Origin of the sequence: Paraburkholderia sp. J94 (assembly GCF_905220285.1) — a bacterium.
GTDB classification, from domain to species: domain Bacteria; phylum Pseudomonadota; class Gammaproteobacteria; order Burkholderiales; family Burkholderiaceae; genus Paraburkholderia; species Paraburkholderia tropica_A.
The window spans coordinates 616,954-635,855 of the sequence record NZ_CAJMZH010000002.1; the positions used below are offsets into that span (position 1 = coordinate 616,954).

Consider the following 18,902-nt stretch of genomic DNA (forward strand, 5'->3'; position numbering starts at 1 on the left):
CCGCCATGTCCGACACGCTACCGATCGTTCCCTCGTCCGATGCCGCCGGCAAGGCGCGCATCCGTTTCGGCATCGTGCTGCTGCCCAATTTCACGCTGACCGCATTTTCCGGTTTCGTGGATATGCTGCGCCTCTCCGCCGACGACGGCGATTTCAGCAAACCCGTGCGCTGCTCGTGGCGCGTGCTCGGCGAAACGCTCGCGCCCGTGCGCGCGAGTTGCGGCATTCAAATTACACCGTGGGAGACTTTCGATAATGCGGAGCCCGTCGATTACCTCGTGATCGTCGGCGGCCTGCTGCATTCGGGTCCGCAGGCAAGCGAAGCCACGCTGCAACATATTCGCCGCGCGGCGTCGGGCACCACCACGGTCGTGGGTATCTGCACAGGCGTATTCACGCTGATGCGCGCGGGCGTGCTCGACGCACATCGCATTTGCGTGAGCTGGTTTCACTACTGGGACTTTATTGAGCGCTTTCCTTCGGTCAATGCGGACGCGATTGTTGCCGACCGGCTTTTCGTGATCGACCGTCGGCGCATTACCTGCTCGGGCGGCCGTGCGTCAATCGACGTAGCCGCTGCGATTTTGCTGCGCCATTTCGATCACGCCACCGTGCAAAAAGCCTTGCGTATTCTGCTGGTCGGCGAAATGCAAAAAGGTAACGCGCCGCAACCGCATCCGCCCGGACTCGAACCCGCCACGCATCCGAAGGTCAAGCGCGCGATCCTGCTGATGGAACAACAGGTGGGACGCAACGTGCCGCTCGAAGAACTGGCCTGCAAGCTCAATCTCTCCGCGCGGCAACTCGAACGCCTTTTCAAATCGGAAACGGGCAAGAGCCCGCGCACGTTCGCGAATGCGCTGCGTCTGCGCACCGCTGCGTGGCTGCTCACGAGTTCGGACCGAACCGTGGCCGATATTGCATCGAGCTGCGGCTTCTCGGACGCCTCGCATCTCGGACGCGAATTCCGCAAGCAATTCGGCGTGCCGCCGAATATGTTCCGCGAGCAGCGCAGCGGCCAGGAACCGACGCAATTCCCCGATCTCGATGCGTTCTTTCGCACCGAATCCCCGCTGACAAACGAGGCGCAACCGGGCGCCTCGCTGCACTAACGCCCGCTAGCAAGGCCCCTACCAGGAAGGCCCTATCGTCATTCCACTGCACGCCGTTCGTGGCTCGGCGCGTGACCGAATTGCACGCGATACGCCTTGCTGAAATGGCACGGCGAATTGAAACCGCAAATTGCCGTCACGCGCGCAATCGACGTATCGGTCGTGCGCAGTAATTCTCTCGCGCGCTTCAATCGCAGATTCAGATAATAGTGCGTCGGCGACACGTTCAAATAGGCCTTGAACATGCGTTGCAAATGCCGCTGCGATAGCCGCACGAGTCGCGCGAGTTCTTCGAGCGATAGCGGCTCCTTGATATTCGCTTCCATGAGCCGCACCACTTCCACGAGTTCCGCGCGCGAAAATCCCACGCGCGCATCAACGGGAATCGGCTGCAGGTCGGTCGAACCGCGAATGCGTTCGAGGATGAATTGCTCGGACACCTTGGCCGCCGTTTGACGCCCGAGGCGCGCGCCCACCAGGTCGAGCATGAGATCGAGCGGCGCGGTGCCGCCGGTGCACGTCAGCCGGTCGCGATCGACCACGAAGAGTTCGTCGGCGAATTGGACATCGGGAAACGACTCGTAAAACGTCGAGAGATTCTCCCAATGCACGGCGCAGCGATAACCATCGAGCAAGCCGCTCGTGATCAGCGCATACGCGCCCGTGCAAATGCCGCCGAGCGGAATACCGCGCGCGGCGACAGCGGCAAGCACGGCGCGCACGCGCTCGTCCACGGCTTCCTGAATGCGAACGCCGCCGCAGACGATCAGAACGTCCGGCAGATTATCCAGATCGAGACGCTGCGCGGGCCGCACTGCGATGCCGTTACTCGCCCGCGCGGGCTCGCCATCGAGCGTATAGACGGACCATCGATAGTGATCGCCGCCGCCAACGTAATTGGCCATGCGCAAGACTTCGACCGCGCTCGAAAACGCGATCATCGAAAAATTCGATAAGGTAAGGAAACCGAAATGCTCTAGCGTCGATTCAGCCGCCAGTGACACGGTGGGCACGGCGGTCGCGGCGAGGCCGGACATGACATTGCGCTCCTGCAGGGCGCGCTTGCGTCGGTACTCCGCGCCCGCGACGGGAAAAGAAAAGCCGGCTTCGCGCGGCATTCCGGCGAGCCGGGCAAGCGGCCCGCGCGCGGCACATGCCGGGCGCGGGCTGCCGTTCAAGCCTCGACGATCATCGGCCGAGGGCGAAACAGTTGCTTGATGCCGGAAAACAGCGGGGCTTTCGCGGCGCCGGGCGCGCGGCCAAAGCTTTCGGTAATGCGGTCGAGAATGATCGCGAGCAGCACGACCGACAATCCGCTTTCGAAACCGAGACCGATATCGAGGCGCTGAATGCTCGCGAGCACGTCATTGCCCAGCCCGCCCGCGCCCACCATCGAGGCGATGATCACCATCGACAGCGCCATCATGATGGTCTGGTTCACGCCCTGCATGATCGACGGTAGCGCATTCGGAAACTGCACCTTATAAAGCAATTGCCACGGCGTGCAGCCGAACGCCTGGCCCGCCTCCACGATCTCGCGGTTCACGTGCTTGATGCCGAGACTCGTGAGCCGCACGGCGGGCGGCATGGCGAAAATCACCGTGGAGAGAATGCCCGGCACACGGCCCAGACCGAACAGCATCGCGGCGGGAATCAGATAAACGAAAGCGGGCATCGTCTGCATGAGGTCGAGAATCGGCCGCACGATGGTTTGCACGAGCTTGTTCTTCGCGGTCCAGATACCGAGCGGAATCCCAACGACGAGACTGATCAGCGTGGACGACAAGGTCAGCCCGAGCGTGACGACGGTCTGATCCCAGAAGCCGGTCGCGTAGATCAGCAATAGCGACGCCGTGGCGAAGATCGCGAAACGCCAGCCCACGCGCCACAACCCGACAGCGATGAAAAACGCCATCAGCGCCCACATCGGAATGGCCTGCAAGCCGTGCTCGATGAACGCGGCGAAGCTCTCGATCGCCTTGCCTACAGCATCGAAACTGTTCGCGTCGTGATCGAGCAGATAGTGAACCGACTGATCGACCCAGCGGCCAAGGGGAATCATCTCAGACATGGGCACTCCTGTTACGCGTGATGACCTTCAGGACGGCGGCCTGATCGATGGAGCCGCAGTAGCGGCCGTCGTCGTCGACCACGGGCAGCGCGGTGGTGTTCGCGCACACGCGCGAGACGACCTGTTCGAGCGGCGCCGCGCGCGAAATACATTCGACCTTGCGCAGCGACGGCTGGGCCACGCCGATGGCGTCGCGCGTGACGAAGCCGCTGATACGGCGCTGCGCGTCGAGCACGAACGCATAGTCGGCGCTGCCGTTCAACGAGGCCGCCACACTCTGCTGATCGAGCGTGCGGATGAGCGGCACGGCTTCGCGCTGCATGAGATCGCCTGCGGTCAGATAGCGGCTCGTATCCACGCCGTCGAAAAATGCGCGCACATATTCATCGGCAGGATTACTGATGATTTCCTGAGGCGTGCCGATCTGCACGATGCGCCCGCCTTCCATGATTGCGATGCGGGTGCCGATGCGCAGCGCCTCCTCCAGATCGTGCGAGACGAACATGATGGTGCGCTGCTGCTCCTTCTGCAATTGCAGCAGCACGTTCTGCATTTCCTTGCGTTTGAGCGGATCGAGCGCCGAGAACGCCTCGTCCATGATCATCAGCGAGGGGTTCACGGCCAGCGCGCGCGCGAGGCCCACGCGCTGCTGCATGCCGCCCGACAGTTCGGCGGGCAGCTTCTGCGCGAAGGCGGCCAGCCCCACCTGCTCCAGCACTGCAAGCGCGCGTTGCTCGCGCTCCTTGCGTCCCACGCCGGCCACTTCGAGACCGAACGCGGCATTCGACAACACCGTGCGTTGCGGCATCAGCGCGAACGACTGGAACACCATGCTCATATCGGTGCGGCGCAGCGAAACCAGCTCGCCGCGCTTCACCGCGGCAATATCGCGGCCGTCGATCACGACCTTGCCCGCCGTCGGTTCCACCAGGCGGTTGATCAGGCGAATCAGCGTCGACTTGCCGGAACCGGACAGGCCCATCAGCACGAAGATCTCGCCTTCCTGCACCGAGAACGACGCCTTGTTCACACCGAGCACATAACCGGTTTTGGCGAACATGTCGTCCTTGGTCGCGCCGCTCATGAGCAAATCGCGCGCGACCTTCGGATTAGGTCCGAAGACCTTACTGAGTCCTTCGACTACGATCTTGGGGGATTTCATCGATTCCGTCTCCTCGTGCCGCACGCGCCGCACACGGTATCTACATGGTTGCCAGAAAAAACCCTGCCGGGATGGCGATTTGCGACAGACGCTTATTCAAAAGCGACACCGCCATTCAACGCACGCTGCAATCGGCACCGCGCGCACCGGAAAGGGGCGCTGTGTGGGCGAAAACCCGCCGGAAAAACTGAGCTAATCGAAAGACGAACGATGGAATGTGTAGCGCCGGGCGCACGTAGTGTGCGACGCCCGGCGCGCCGGCCATTACTGCGCCGCCACCCAGGTATTCACGCGGTCGCCATGCGCGGCGATCCACGTATCGGCGGCGGCGTCGGGTTTCTCGCCGCCTTGAATCGCGAGCATCACGCTGTCGATTTCGCCCGGCTTCCACTGAAACTTCTTCAGGAACGAAACGACTTGCGGCGCCTTGGTTTCCAGTTCGGGATTCGCGACGTTATCGACATGCTCCGCCGCGCCGTACACATTCTTCGGATCGTCGAGGAAACGCAGCTTGTATTTCGCAAACATCCAGTGCGGCGTCCAGCCCGTGACGATCACCGGCTTTTTCGCATTCACCGAACGCGCGAGTTCCGCGGTCATCCCGCTGCCCGAACTCGGCATGACCGTATAGCTCAGATCGTATTGCTTGACCGCCTGATCGGTTTTGGTCATCACGCCAGCGCCCGCATCGATACCCACGATGCGCCCGCCGAACGCGCTCTTTTGCGCATTGAGATCGTCGATACTTTTTGCGCCGACATAATCGGGCACGACGAGACCGATTTTCGCGCCGGGAAAGTTCGTGCCGAGATCCACGACCTTGTCCTTGAACTGCGCCCAATACGCGCCCTGCGTGACCGGCAGCCACGCGGAAAGCGTCGCGTCGAGGTCGCCGCGCGCCACGCCTTGCCACATAATGCCCGCCGCGACGGGCACGAGTTGCACCTGATAACCGAAGCGCTTTTCGATAATGCGCGCCGCGACGTTCGATGTCGCCACGCTATCGTCCCAGCCTTCGACGTAGCCGATTTTCAGCGTCGGCTTGCCGTCGGCCCACGCAGGGGCGCTAAGGCCCACCATCGCCGACAGCACGCCGGCCCACACATATTTTCCTGGCAGCTTCAAGGTCGATCTCCTGTAACCGGGCAACGCGCCCCGTGCACCTCCAGATTCCCCCGCCACAATTTGCCGATATCGTCGATTTCCGACGCGATCTTGTCGTGCAGCGACGCGGGCTTTTTCCCCTGCTTTTACTTATCGACGACGAGATCCGAAAGCGGCTTCGAACAGCACAGCAGCGCCATGCCCTGATCGATTTCACGCTGACGAATCCCGCCGCTATGCTTCATTTCCACCTGCCCGGAAACGAGCTTGACCTTGCAGGTTCCGCACATGCCTTGCGCGCACGACGAAGCGAGACGCACGCCGGCCTGGCGCGCCGCTTCGAGCACGGTTTGCTGCGAGTTGCAGGCAATCTCGCGCCGGCTTTTGGCGAAGGTGATCGTGTACGTGGTGGCGTCGGCAAAGGTTTGTGTGGCCGCTTGCGCGAGTTCGTGCGTGCCGGTTTCCGGCTCGCTCGCCGTGAGCGTCTCGAACGAGAAACTCTCTTCGTGATAGCGCTCGCGCGAGAAGCCCGCTTCATCCAGCAAATCGCGAACGGCCTGCATATACGGCGCCGGTCCGCAACAGAATATCTCGCGCTCCATGAAATCAGGCGCAATCAATTTAAGCAGCGGCAGCGAGAGAAAACCCGTCACGCCATGCCAATCGGTGCGTGCGCCCACGCGTTCGCAAATAAATGCCGCGCGGAAATGCGCGTGACTCGACGCAATCAATTCGAGTTCGCGCGCGAAGATAATATCGTCGGGCGTGCGGGCGCTATGGGCGAAGACGATATCGCGATCCTCGGCGAGATCGTGATGCGCGCGGCTCATCGACATCAGCGGCGTTACGCCCGAGCCGGCCGAGAGAAACAGAAACTTGTTCGCGGGATGCCGCGCGCACGTGAATTCGCCTGCGGGCCCGAGCACGCGCAGCGTGGCGCCGGGTTGCAGATTGTCGTGCAGCCAGTTCGACACCTTGCCGCCCGGCACGCGCTTCACGGTAATCGAAATCGTATGCGGCCGCGCGGGCGACGACGAAATCGTATAGCAGCGATTCACAGCCTCGCCGTCAATCTCGAGTTCGAGCGTCACGAACTGGCCAGGCTCGAACGAGAACGTGCGCCCTTGCGGCGAGCGCAGAAAAAAACTCTTCACGTCGTGCGTTTCCTGGCGCACATGGCAGCACACGAGGGTTTCCTCGACGTCGCTCGTCCAGCGTTCGGGCAGCGCGCCCCAGAACGCCGGGCGCGTCACCCGGCTGTCGGTGGGATCGAATTGGGCCGCATCTCGCATCATGTCAGACTCTCCGCGTCACACGCGTTCTACGTTATGCGCCGATATTCTCGGCAAGACGGCTCAGATACCAGGCCGTGAACTTCTCCACCAGTCCTTCGGTGTACGGCGAATACGGGCCCGGTTCATACGCGCTGCTCGCCACGCCGCGCTGCGAATACTCGACGAGCGTGCGGTCCTGGTCGTTGGTCGCGTTCCAGACCGCCGTGAGATTCGCCACGTCGTAGTCGACGCCTTCGCGCGCGTCCTGATGCACGAGCCAGCGCGTGCGCACGAGCGTCTCGCCGGCCGACAACGGAATCACCGAGAACGACACGATGTGATCGCTCATGAAGTGATGCCAGGAATTCGGCTGCGTCCAGAACGACAGGCCACCCAGATCGGCATTGCGGAATTCGCCGAGCAGTTTTTTCGACGCCACTTTTGCGTCGAGCGTCTGCGATTCGCCGCTGCGGTCGAGCGGCAGACGCTGCGTGCGAAAGCCCGTGACGTCGAGCAGTTTTTCGATTTCCACCGAAGGCAGATTCATCTTTTCCCACTGCTGCGCGCGTTCGGTGCAGGTGCGTTCGAACGCATCCATGCCGTCGGCATTCGCCTCCGTACGCTGATAGCCGAAACCATATTCGTAAAGCGAAATGGTGAGCTCGGGATGGTTCGCGACGCAGTGATAGCACTCGCGATTGTTTTCCATCACGAGCTTCCAATTGCCCTTTTCGATGATGTCAATCTGCGCGGCCACCTTGCACGACGGCAGATCGTGGGGCAGCAGATACGGCTCCATCGCCGCGCGCATCATGGCGAAATCGGCAGGCGGTTCGTCGGCGAGACACACGAAGATCAGGCCTGCCAGGTTTTGCACGTGGACCGGCTTCAGGCTGTGCTTGCAGCGGTCGAACTGCTCGCCCATGTGCTCGGCGAACATCAGCTCGCCCGTGAGGTTATAGGTCCAGCTGTGATACGGGCAGACGATATTGCCCACCGTGCCCTTCTGCTCGTTGCACAGGCGCGCGCCGCGATGGCGGCAGACGTTATGGAACGCGCGTACCTGCATGTCGTCGTCGCGCACGATCAGGATCGAGTCGCCGCCCAGTTCCACGGTCACATAGTCGCCGGGCTCCGGCACTTCCGGCTCCACGGCCACCTGAATCCAGTGTTGACGGAAAATCGCCTCCATGTCGAGGGCGAAAATTTCTTCGTTACGGTAAAACGGCGCTTCGAGGCTGTAACCTTCTTCGCGGCGCGCCAGCAGTGCGCGAATGTCTGCCGATACGTTCATCGTGTGCTCCGTATTTTGCATCCGGGTTCTTGCCGACAGACCGGCAAATTCAATAATCGATGAGTTGATGCTCGCGCAAATACGCGAGTATCACTTGTGCTTTTTCGACCGAACTCCCTTCAATTACGACGTTGCCGCCGCGGCTTTCGGTCGTGGTGGCGGAGAGCATGCGCGCGTGTCCCGAGCGCTTTTCAGCGGCGGCGAATTTCACCGGTTTGCGCTCTACCGGTCCCACGCGCCACGCGCCGGATTCGTCAGACTTGAAGCGCCCGAAGACCGCAGGCCGGATCGCGCCCGCGCGCAGACGTGCATACGCATAGCGCGGCTGCGCGTTGGCGAGCGGATGTACGGCGATCACCGCGGGCAGCGTCGTTTGCACGCGGCGGCGCAGGCCCTTCGGCAAGAACTGGCGCACGATCGCGCTGCCGCTCGCGGCATCGATGTCGATATCGACCGCGCCGCCGACGATCGGCAACGCGAGTGCCGCCGCCACGCCATACGGCAACATGCCGGAGTCGTGCGCGCCTTCCGCGCGCGTGCCGGTCAGCACGAGGTCGTAGCCGCGCACGCGTTCGGCCAGTGCGCGCGCCGCGTCGTCGTGCTCGCCGCACGCGAGCACTTCCACCTCGCGCGCACCGAGCGCGAGATAGTCGTTCAAGGCGGGATCATGCGGATCGCCCGCATGGATTACGTCGAGCTTCGCGCGATGTTGTTCCGCGAGCTTGCGGCCGAGTTCCAGCGCGAGCGCATCGTTGCGGCTGTAGCGCGGCGTGCCGCTCACGGGATGGCGTCCCGTCGAAACGAGCACCGCGATGCGTTCGATTCGTCGTTGTGCATTCATGCGGCCACTCCTGCGGGATGACGTTCGCGCGCGTCGGCGCGTGTTTCGTTCGACGTCGCGCGTGATGCGCCGCGCGCCGTTTGCACCTGTTCGATCAGAGCGGCGATCGTGGCTTGCGCGTCGCCGACCACGGTGAGATTCGCGCGTTTGGCGATGGGCGCGCTGCCGTCGAGATTCACGGCGATCACATGGCGGCAATCCTTGATGCCCTGCAAATGCTGCACCGCGCCCGAAATGCCGAACGCGATATACACGCTCGCTTCCACCGTCTTGCCGGTCGCTCCCACCTGTTTGTCGCGCGTGAAATGGCCGTTGTCGACCGCCACGCGGCTCGCACCGATCGCCGCGCCGAACACGCTCGCGAGCTGCTCGAACGACGCGACGTCGCTCACGCCATTGCCCGCCGAGACGATGAAGTCGGCCTCCTCCAGCGCGACCTGCGCCGCGTTGATCTCCTCGACGCCGAGGTCGCGATACGGTTGCGCGAGTTCGCTCGCCGGGCGAATGAAATCACCGGCCAGGCGCTCGCCCGCGCCGATGAAAGGCAGCTTCGCCTCCACCGCGTTGGGCGCTAGCAGGATCACGTCGGGCAAAGCGCGCGTGGCAAATGCGCGCCTCGCCTGCTCGTAAACGCCCACCTGTTTTGCGTCGATCTCCACCACGTGCGTGGCGACGCTCGCACCGGTCGAGGCGGCATAACGGCGGCCGAGATCGCCGTCGCCGCTTGCGTTGTCGGGCAGCAGCACGTGGCGCGGCGCGAGCGCCGCCGCGCACGCCTGCAACGCGCGCAACTCGCTTTCCGGCGCAAAGGTTCGGCGATCGTAATCGGGCAATTCGATCAGCTTGTCCACGCCCAGCGCGGCCGTGTCGTCCTTGAGTTCGCCGAACACGAGCAACGCGACTTCGGTCTGCGCGTCTGCGAGGAGCGCTGCGGCGGCGATGGCCTGGCACGCGTGATCGTCGAGCGCGCCGCGATCCGTATGCGCCGCAACCAGCATCATTTGCTTCGGATCACTGATCGTCCTGCGCGGTTTCGTTGCGCTGCCGTGAGCGCCATGCGCGCTCCATTGCACCTCATCCGTATTCGCGCCGCCGGTCTCGCCGAGCGTGATTCGACGCAGCCCCGCTGCCGTCACGATGAAAGGCCGGCGCGGATCGATCCGCTTGATTGCATTCGTCATTGCATTCATCGATTCACTCCAGCGAAGCAGCCACAAGCTCGGCCACGTCGAGCACTTCGGCGCGCGGCCCCACGACGCCTTCGAGCATCGCTGTGCAGTTCGGGCACGCCACGGCGACCACTTCCGCGCCCACGGCGCGCGCGTCGGCCATGCGGATATCGGGAATGCGCTGCTTGCCCGGAATATCGGTCAGCGGCGCGCCGCCGCCACCGCCGCAACACCGTCCACGCATGCCGTTGCGCTCCATTTCCACGACCTGAATGCCGATGGTCTTGAGCAGCTTGCGCGGCGCGTCGATCTCGCCGTTGTAGCGGCCCAGGTAGCAGGGATCGTGATAGGTGGTGCGCTTGTCGCGCAGCGCTTCGGCGGCCTTCGGCGCGATGCGTCCGCTCGCCGCCAGTTCCGCGAGCAAGGTCGTGTGATGCAGCACCTCGTAACGCGCGCCCAATGCGCGATACTCATTGCGCAGGCTATGCATCACATGCGGATCGGCAGTGACGATGCGCGCGAAACTCAACGTCGCGAGCGTGCGCATCATCTGCTGCGCCATGTGCTGGAACGTGGCTTCGTCACCGAGACGGCGCGCGACATCGCCGGTATCCGCTTCCTGCGCGCCGAGCACGGCGTAATTCACTCCCGCCTTGTTCAGCACTTTGACGAGCGCGCGCAGCGTGCGTTGATAGCGCATATCGAACGCGCCTTCGCCCGCAACGAGCAGCACGTCGACACGCTTGCCCGGCTGCGCAATCGGTGCAGTCAGATCCACCGACCAGTCATAACGCGCCGCCTTGTCGTAGCCGCCCGCCGTCCCCGTTTCGCGCAGGTTCGCGAGCACTTCAGGGCCTTTGCCAGGCACCGTGCCATGCACGAGCGTCTGATTGCGGCGCATATCGACGATCGCATCGACGTGCTCGATCAGCATCGGGCACTCCTGCACGCAGGCGCGGCACGTGGTGCACGACCACAGCGTCTGCGCCTCGATCAAGCCGGAAACAATCGGCCCCTCCGGCGTGCCGCGATGTTGTCCCACAGGAATGCCAGGCGTCGGGCTGCCCGCATACGCGGCATCCGTTCCGCCCGCCATGCCGACCACGAGATCCTGAATCAGCTTCTTCGGATTAAGCGGCTGACCGGCTGCGAACGCGGGACACGCGGCCTCGCATTTACCGCATTGCACGCAGGCGTCGAAACTCAGCAATTGATTCCAGCGAAACTCCACCGCTTTCGCAACGCCATATTCCTGCTGCTGCTCGACATCGGCGAGTTTCAAAGCAGTGGGCGGCGTGGCGGTGCCATTGCCCGTCCAGCTTTCACGCGTCGCGGCAAAGCGCTCCTGACGCGGATGAAACGCGAGATGCAGCAAGCCCGCCACCGCGTGCTTCATCGGGCCGCCTTTCGCCGCGCCGAACGTCATCGCGAAGGCACCCACGGCGATCAGCGCGGCGCACAACACCGCGAAGCCGCCCGACATCGCGCTGGCAGGGATCAGTGTGAACAACGCCACGCCCAGCGCGAACGAACCGAGCAGCCACGGCAGCGCATTCCACGGACCGCGCGAGAGCCGCGCGGGCACCTGCTTCGCATGACGGCGACGCCACACGAACACCACGCCGATCAGCATCGCCAACGCCGCAAGAAAGATCAGCTTGTCGAGCCACGGCGAGTAGATGGCCAGCCCATAGTTGATGAACACGAGCGCGAGTGCCGCAATCGCGCCGCCCGCCGTCGCGACGTGCGTTTTGGCGATATACGGATCGCGCGCAACCACGTGATGCAAGTCGACGAAATATCGCTTCGGAATGCTGAACAGCTTGTCGATGCCAGTGGACGAAGACGCCGCTGCGCGTCCCACCCGCCAGTATGCGGCGCGCTTGGCGACCGCGAACGCCAGCCCCGCCATCGACAGCCACAGCAGCGCGGTAATCAGCCAGGTCGGATTCATGGATCAGAAGTCCTTCGCGAGCCGCAGCGCGTCGTAAATCGCGCCGTGGATGTTGTGCATCGATATGCAGTCGCCTACGCGAAACAGCAGAAAGCGGCCATTGCCCAGTTCTTCGGCAAGCGAGGGCTGCGGCTCGGCGGCGAACAGCTTGTGCACGTCCACCTGGCCACGATTGAGCGACTCCGTCTTGAGCGTCCAGTAGAGCGCGTCGTTCGGCGTGCTGCCGTTTTCGATCACGACCTGATCGACGGCACGCTCCTCCTGCTCCTCCGTATATTCATTGCGCAGCACGGCGATCTTCTTGCCGTCCTCTTCGTACACACGGTCGAGCCAGTAATTCGGCGTATGAATCACGCCCTGCGCGTAGAGGCGCCGATAGAAAATCGGGAACGTCGTGCCGCCCACGTCGTCGGCCACTTTCACATCGGGCGTCACGATTTCCACCTTCGAGCCGCGGCTCGAAATGAAATCGGCCACGCCCGCGCCCGCATGCGTGCTCACGCCGTCGTAGACCAGCACATTCTGTTTCGGCTCCACGCGGCCCGAGAGAATGTCCCACGAACTCACGGCAAGCCCCTCTTCCACGCCCCACGCGGGCACCTGCTGCGTGAACGCCGAACCGCCGGTCGCCAGCACGATGATGTCGGGCTTCTCGGCGAGAATGGTCTTCTCGTCGGCGGCCACACCGAGACGGCGATCGACGCCGATACGCTTCGTTTCCATATCGAACCAGCGCACGATGCCCGCCATCTGCTCGCGCTGCGGCGCCTTGGCCGCAAGCAGAATCTGCCCGCCCACCGCGTCGCTCTTTTCGAACAGCACGACATCGTGACCGCGCAGACGCGCCACGCGCGCCGCTTCAAGACCCGCCGGACCGGCGCCCACCACGACCACCTTGCGCTTCGGTCCGCGCGATTTTTCGATCACGTGCGGCATGGTTGCTTCGCGCGACGTCGCGGCGTTCTGCACACACAGCACGTCGAGGCCGTTGTACTGGCGGTCGATACAATAATTCGCGCCCACGCACTGCTTGATTTCATCTTCGCGGCCATCGCGAATCTTGATGACCATATGCGGGTCGGCAATCTGCGCGCGCGTCATGCCCACGAGATCGACCATGCCGTTCGCAAGCAAACGCTCGGCCTGACCCGCATCGCGAATGCTCTGCGCGTGCATGACCGGCAGATTCACTACCGACTTGATGCCCGCCGCGAGATGCACGAACGGCTCGGGCGGCAGCGCCATCGGCGGCATGCAATTGGCGAGCGTATTGTGCGTATCCGCGCCCGAACCGATCACGCCGATGTAATCGATCAAACCGGTTTCCGCCATCGCCTGCGCGATCTCTTTCAATTGCTCGTGATCGAGGCCGTCTTCGTGGAATTCATCGCCGCACATGCGCAAGCCGACACAGAAGTCCTTGCCGACCGCTTCACGCACCGCTTCGAGCACTTCCACGCCGAAACGCAATCGGTTCTTCAGCGAGCCGCCCCATTCGTCGGTACGAAAGTTGGTGCGCGGACTCCAGAACTGGTCGATCAAATGCTGATGCGCAGCGGAGATTTCAATGCCGTCCATGCCCGCGTCTTTCACGCGTTTCGCCGCGGCCGCGAAGTCGCCGATAATGCGGCGGATTTCCTCCACCTCGATGATCTTCGCATTACCGCGATGCACCGGTTCGCGCACGCCCGACGGCGTCATCAGATGCGGCCAATGCTCGCCATGAAATGCCGAACGGCGTCCCATATGCGTGGCCTGAATCATGATCTTCGCGCCGTGCCGATGCATGGCTTCCGCGAGACGCGCGAGCGGATCGACGATCTTGTCGGTCGAGAGATTCACCGATTTCCACCAGCCTTGCGGACTGTCGATCGACACCGGACTCGACCCGCCGCACACCGCGAGGCCGACGCCGCCCTTGGCCTTCTCCTCGTAATAGCGGATATAGCGGTCGCCCGGCAGTCCGCCCGGCTCGGCATACACCTCGGCGTGGGCGGTACTCACGATGCGGTTGCGCAGCGTGAGTTGATTGAGCGTCAAGGGTTTGAACAAGTGTGGATAGCGCATCGCTGACGGCCTCGGGTGTTCGCGTAATTCGTCGTGTATGTCGTAATGCAGGGACTTTTATGCAGCGGATGATTCGGTCGCGCGGAATGCGTCAGGCCGCTATCGGCGACACTTCGAAAACACAGTGCGCATGACCTTCCGCCGCGCATTGCACTTCTTTCGATTGCGCGCGCGGCGCATGCGTGCCCTGGCCCGCTGTGTCGTTCACCCAGTCCATCGCGCCCGCGAACCAACCAGCGAACATGTAGCAGAGCTTGCCGTGCTTGCCCGGCTGCGCAAGCACGAACGACGAATGCCGCAACTCGATACGCGCGCGCGCCGTCGCCGGATCGGCTTCGACAATCGTGAAGAGGCCCCAGCCGCGCTGCGAGAGGCGCTTCAGATAATGCTCGAATACCGCCATGCCGCTCATGCCGTGCTTCTCGGCTTCCTTCGCGCACCAGTGATACGCGGATTTATAACCGGCCTTATACAGAATCTCCGCGTAAGTCTCGCGGCCCAACGCCTCTTCGACAGCAGTGTGATTGTTGGTGAAGAAGTGACGCGGCACATAGAGCATCGGCAGGGCGTCGGTCGTCCAGACGCCAGTATTCGCATCGACGTCGATCGGCAGTTGCGGTTGCATGTCGTGGGGCTCCAGATCAAGCGTGTTATAGGTTTGCTGCGATGCGGACGCCGTTTGCAAACGGCATCCGCCCATCGGGTTTCGGAATGGCGATTTTTATATTGAGTGATATTGATTCGCGCGCGATGAATCGCGCGAAATGCATCACGTCAAAATCACGCGCCCCAGACGTCGCGGAATACGCGCACCCAGTTTTCGCCCATGATTTTGCGGATGCGCGATTCTTTCCAGCCCGCGCGTTCCATCGCCGCCGTGAGGTTCGGGAATTCGCCGATCGTGCGAATGCCTTCGGGATTCACGACCTTGCCGAAATTCGTCAGGCGGCGATAACGGCCCTTGTCGTGCGTGAGCCAATCGAAGAAGTCCACGCTGTAACCTTGCGTGAAGTCGGTGCCGATACCGACCGAATCCTCGCCGATCAGATTCACCACGTAGTCGATCGCTTCGATATAGTCTTCGACGCTCGCGTCGATTCCGCGCTTGAGGAACGGCGCGAACATCGTCACGCCGACGAAACCGCCTGCATCGGCGATTTCCTTGAGTTGCGCGTCGCTCTTGTTGCGCGGATGTTCCTTGAGGCCGGAAGGCAGGCAGTGCGAATAGCACACGGGCTTCTTCGAAAACGCGATCGCCTCCGAAGACGTATTGCCGCCCACATGCGAAAGATCGACCATGATCCCCACACGATTCATTTCCGTGATCACTTCGCGGCCGAAATCGGACAGGCCGCCGTCGCGTTCATAACAACCGGTGCCCACGAGATTTTGCGTGTTGTAGCAAAGCTGCACCACACGCACGCCCATATCGGCGAAGGCTTCGATATAGCCGATGTTGTCTTCGAACGCGTGCGCGTTCTGGAAGCCGAGAATCACACCCGTTCGGTTTTCCTTTTTCGCGCGCTGAATATCGTCGGTCGTGCGCACGAGCGTGAGCAATTCGCTATTGTCGCGAATCTGCTGTTTCATCTGCGCGATGTTATCGACGGTCTTCGTAAAGCTCTCCCACACGGACACCGTGCAGTTCGCCGCGGTAATCCCGCCTTTGCGCATGTCCTCGAATACCGAGCGGTCGAACTTCGAAATGTTCAGGCCATCGATGATGATGCTGTTTTCGTGCAGGTTGCTCATTGCCGACTCCGAAACGGGCGTGGGGATGTGAATGATTGGGTGCTACGCGTGATGCGCTTTATGCGTACGTGCCGACCGGGAAGCACTGGCCGAGCGCGAATGCGGATTCTTCAGACGATCGATGGCGAGCGTTTCGATTTCGTCTGCGCATTCGCTGCCGCGCACTGCGGCGTCGCGCTGAGCGAGCGTGGGCGAGAAGAAGGCATCCGTGTTCGACATAAGGCGTCCGTGACGAATAGAAAGAATTGGCCGGTAACGCGGAAGGCCCGCCCCGCCTGGCTTAGCCGCCGTTGCGCAAGGTTCTGGCCGACGGCTCTATTCTTGTCGTTCGAATTCGGCGCCGATGTATGAATTCAGACGCGTTCTTTACCTTTTCCGCCATCCGCGTCCATTTTTCACAAGTAAGGCCACGCGCGGTTCGACGCGCGGTCGAATTCGGAAGTGGACTTAAAGTGGATCGGCTCGCGTAGGTGCCGATACGAACGGCTATGCGAAATCGAATACTTCCCGATCCGAAACAAGTTTTTTATGCACCGCGCAAGGGCGATGCGGTTTTGATGGTGCACGCCGCCAGTAACCGGGGCAGCGCTGCACCAGCATTGCCGCACGCTCGTGTTTTTTGTGCAGCGCGGATTTTTGACGTCGTGGACTTAGGGTTTTGCCGCATGGCACACTGCCCTTGCCCGATTCCAGAATTGCGGTAGCCTGGCCCGGGACCCCGGCCTTCTCAGGCTACCGACTACAAAGGAATGGCCCCCCACATGTTGCCCGACCGCACAGCGTCGTTAGCGCACTTCGCGTTTATGCCGCTGCCCGACTTCACGATGATCGCGTTCACGAACGCCATCGAAGTGCTTCGCATGGCTAACTACCTGAGCGGGCAACCACTTTACCGCTGGTCGATCATCAGCCCGGACGGCGGTCCGGTCGCATCGAGCAACGGCCTGTCCATCGACACCGGCCCGGCCGAATGCGTCGGGCAGCCCGACATCGTCTTCGTCTGCGGCGGCATCGACGTGCAGCGCGCCACCACGGCCGCGCATCTCGCCGTGCTGCGGCGTTTCGCGCGCTCGGGCGTCGTTCTCGGCAGCCTGTGCACCGGCACTTATGCGCTCGCCAAGGCGGGCCTGCTTGCCGGCTATGCGTGCGCGATTCACTGGGAAAACATGTCGGCGCTGAAAGAGGAATTTCCGTCCACACGCTTTCTCAAAGAGCTTTTCGTGATCGATCGCGACCGCGTGACCTGCACGGGCGGCGTCGCGCCGCTCGACATGATGCTCAATCTGATCACCACGCGCGTGGGGACGGCGCGCGTCACGCAGATCGCCGAGCAGTTCGTGGTCGAACACGTGCGCGACACCAGCGCACAACAGCGCATGCCGCTGGTCGCGCGGCTCGGTTCGGCGAACAAGTCGCTTTTCGAAGTCATCTCGCTCATGGAGAACAACATCGAGGAGCCGCTGTCACGCGAGGAACTCGCGCGGCTCGCGAATATGTCGCAACGTCAGTTGCAGCGGCTCTTTCATGAGCATCTGGGCATGACGCCCACGCATTACTATCTGACCTTGCGCCTGCGCCGCGCACGCGAACTGCTGCTGCAAACCGATATGTCGATCATGCAGATCACCATGGCGTGCGGTTTTCAGTCGGCGTGTCATTTCAGCAAGAGCTATCGCGACGCATTCGGCAGCGCGCCCACTGCCGAGCGCCGCAAGCGCCTCGCGCCGCTTTCGGGTGCCGATACGCCCAAGACCTTGCTGCCGATGCTCAGCGCACACGTCTAACGCTTTAACGCTCTAACGCTTTGAAGCAACGCCATTCGGGCGACCGGCTCACACCGGTCGCCCGTTATTCATCGCATCGATCCTGAGCTATCAGGCGGCCAGCATGCCGTGCGGATCGATCACGAACTTGCGCGGCGCGCCGCCATCGAATTGCTTATAGCCTTGCGGCGCTTCGTCGAGCGAAATCACCGAGACGTTGACGATTTTCGCAATCGGCAAACGATCGAACAGAATCGCCTGCATGAGATTGCGGTTGTATTTGAGCACCGGCGTCTGGCCGGTATGGAAGGTGTGCGACTTCGCCCAGCCAAGGCCGAAGCGGATGCTCAGGCTGCCGTGCTGCGCGGCGATATCGCGCGCGCCCGGATCGTCGGTCACGTAAAGACCCGGAATGCCGATCATGCCCGCGGGCCGCGTAATTTCCATCAGCGAATTGAGCACCGTGGCGGGCGCCTCCTCCGCATGACCCGAGGCGCCGTGACCATGCGCTTCGAAACCCACGCAATCCACGGCGCAATCGACTTCGGGCTTGCCGAGAATCTGTTCGACCTGTTCGCCGAGCGTGGCGTCTTTCGAGAGATCGACGACTTCAAAACCCATCGCCTTCGCATGCGCGAGGCGTTCCGCATTCATGTCGCCGACGATCGTGCACGCCGCGCCGAGCAGGCGCGCCGATGCCGCCGCCGCCATGCCGACCGGACCCGCGCCCGCGACATAAACCGTCGACCCGGGCTTCACGCCCGCCGTCACGGCGCCGTGATAGCCCGTCGGCAGAATATCCGAGAGACAGGTGAGATCGCGAATCTTCGACATCGCCTGATCGCGATCGGGGAATTTGAGCAGATTGAAATCGGCATACGGCACGAGCACGTATTCGGCCTGACCGCCGATCCAGCCGCCCATATCGACGTAACCGTAGGCCCCGCCCGCGCGCGACGGATTCACGTTCAGGCACACGCCGGTGTTCTGCTCCTTGCACATCGCGCAACGCCCGCACGCCACGTTGAACGGCACGGAAACGAGATCGCCGAGCTTGAGCGTTTCGACATCGTTGCCGACCTCGACCACTTCGCCCGTGATTTCATGTCCCAGCACGAGGCCGACCGGCGCCGTCGTGCGTCCGCGCACCATATGCTGATCCGAGCCGCAGATATTCGTGCTGACGACCTTGAGTATCACGCCATGACCGATCTTGCGGCCGCTCGGATCGACCATCTTCGGATAATCGATCTTCTGCACATCGACCTTGCCCGGTCCCAGATACACGACGCCTCGATTGCCACTCATCGCTTGTCTCCGTTTCGTTGTAGATGGAAAC

General features: G+C 62.5%; 14 protein-coding genes and 1 pseudogene. 2 read left to right on the forward strand and 13 right to left on the reverse strand.

The window, feature by feature from the left end; genetic code table 11:
* Positions 1 to 5 precede the first annotated feature (5 nt).
* Positions 6 to 1,112, forward strand: a complete 1,107-nt coding sequence (locus U4Y88_RS06050) for a GlxA family transcriptional regulator (protein ID WP_321782907.1) — start codon at positions 6 to 8, stop codon at positions 1,110 to 1,112.
* A 38-nt stretch (positions 1,113 to 1,150) separates the two neighbouring features.
* On the opposite strand, the gene U4Y88_RS06055 is transcribed toward U4Y88_RS06050, so the two are convergent.
* The 12 genes and pseudogenes from U4Y88_RS06055 to U4Y88_RS06110 all read right to left on the reverse strand — a co-directional run bounded on the left by U4Y88_RS06055 (position 1,151) and on the right by U4Y88_RS06110 (position 15,800).
* Positions 1,151 to 2,149, reverse strand: coding sequence for a GlxA family transcriptional regulator (locus tag U4Y88_RS06055; protein WP_321782909.1), 999 nt, complete (start codon positions 2,147 to 2,149; stop codon positions 1,151 to 1,153).
* Positions 2,150 to 2,286: 137 nt separating this feature from the next.
* Entirely contained in the window at positions 2,287 to 3,183 is an 897-nt protein-coding gene (gene choW, locus U4Y88_RS06060) for a choline ABC transporter permease subunit (protein ID WP_224011644.1), read from the reverse strand.
* Positions 3,176 to 4,438, reverse strand: a pseudogene (locus U4Y88_RS06065) (quaternary amine ABC transporter ATP-binding protein); the annotation flags it as partial. The gene choW and the pseudogene U4Y88_RS06065, both read right to left, overlap by 8 nt.
* 171 nt (positions 4,439 to 4,609) lie before the next feature.
* A complete protein-coding gene (locus U4Y88_RS06070; RefSeq protein WP_224011645.1) occupies positions 4,610 to 5,470 on the reverse strand; it encodes a glycine betaine ABC transporter substrate-binding protein in 861 nt (286 codons plus the stop codon).
* 125 nt (positions 5,471 to 5,595) lie between these two features.
* On the reverse strand, positions 5,596 to 6,744 hold the full coding sequence (locus U4Y88_RS06075; RefSeq protein ID WP_321782911.1) for a hybrid-cluster NAD(P)-dependent oxidoreductase: 1,149 nt from the start codon (positions 6,742 to 6,744) through the stop codon (positions 5,596 to 5,598).
* A gap of 31 nt (positions 6,745 to 6,775) precedes the next feature.
* Positions 6,776 to 8,017 (reverse strand): aromatic ring-hydroxylating oxygenase subunit alpha, encoded by a 1,242-nt coding sequence (locus tag U4Y88_RS06080; RefSeq protein ID WP_224011647.1) that lies wholly within the window; start codon positions 8,015 to 8,017, stop codon positions 6,776 to 6,778.
* Positions 8,018 to 8,066: 49 nt separating this feature from the next.
* Positions 8,067 to 8,858 (reverse strand): electron transfer flavoprotein subunit beta/FixA family protein, encoded by a 792-nt coding sequence (locus tag U4Y88_RS06085; protein WP_321782913.1) that lies wholly within the window; start codon positions 8,856 to 8,858, stop codon positions 8,067 to 8,069.
* The gene (locus U4Y88_RS06090) at positions 8,855 to 10,039 is read right to left on the reverse strand and encodes an electron transfer flavoprotein subunit alpha/FixB family protein (protein ID WP_321782984.1); all 1,185 of its coding nucleotides are present in this window, start codon (positions 10,037 to 10,039) and stop codon (positions 8,855 to 8,857) included. Before U4Y88_RS06090 ends, U4Y88_RS06085 begins: the two co-directional genes overlap by 4 nt.
* Positions 10,040 to 10,052: 13 nt before the next feature.
* Positions 10,053 to 11,981 carry a (Fe-S)-binding protein gene (locus U4Y88_RS06095; RefSeq protein WP_321782915.1) on the reverse strand — a complete coding sequence of 643 codons (1,929 nt, stop codon included), beginning with the start codon at positions 11,979 to 11,981 and terminating at the stop codon, positions 10,053 to 10,055.
* 3 nt (positions 11,982 to 11,984) lie between these two features.
* Positions 11,985 to 14,048 (reverse strand): NADH:flavin oxidoreductase, encoded by a 2,064-nt coding sequence (locus U4Y88_RS06100; RefSeq protein WP_224011650.1) that lies wholly within the window; start codon positions 14,046 to 14,048, stop codon positions 11,985 to 11,987.
* 91 nt (positions 14,049 to 14,139) lie between these two features.
* Positions 14,140 to 14,673 (reverse strand): DUF5943 domain-containing protein, encoded by a 534-nt coding sequence (locus U4Y88_RS06105; RefSeq protein WP_224011651.1) that lies wholly within the window; start codon positions 14,671 to 14,673, stop codon positions 14,140 to 14,142.
* Between the two features lie 155 nt (positions 14,674 to 14,828).
* Entirely contained in the window at positions 14,829 to 15,800 is a 972-nt protein-coding gene (locus tag U4Y88_RS06110; protein WP_310632391.1) for a dipeptidase, read from the reverse strand.
* Between the two features lie 761 nt (positions 15,801 to 16,561).
* On the opposite strand from U4Y88_RS06110, the gene U4Y88_RS06115 reads away from it, so the two are divergent.
* Positions 16,562 to 17,584: a GlxA family transcriptional regulator gene (locus tag U4Y88_RS06115; RefSeq protein WP_224011654.1), complete on the forward strand. Its 1,023-nt coding sequence runs from the start codon at positions 16,562 to 16,564 to the stop codon at positions 17,582 to 17,584.
* Positions 17,585 to 17,674: 90 nt separating this feature from the next.
* On the opposite strand, the gene fdhA is transcribed toward U4Y88_RS06115, so the two are convergent.
* On the reverse strand, positions 17,675 to 18,871 hold the full coding sequence (fdhA, locus tag U4Y88_RS06120) for a formaldehyde dehydrogenase, glutathione-independent (RefSeq protein ID WP_310632389.1): 1,197 nt from the start codon (positions 18,869 to 18,871) through the stop codon (positions 17,675 to 17,677).
* Between the last annotated feature and the right edge of the window lie 31 nt (positions 18,872 to 18,902).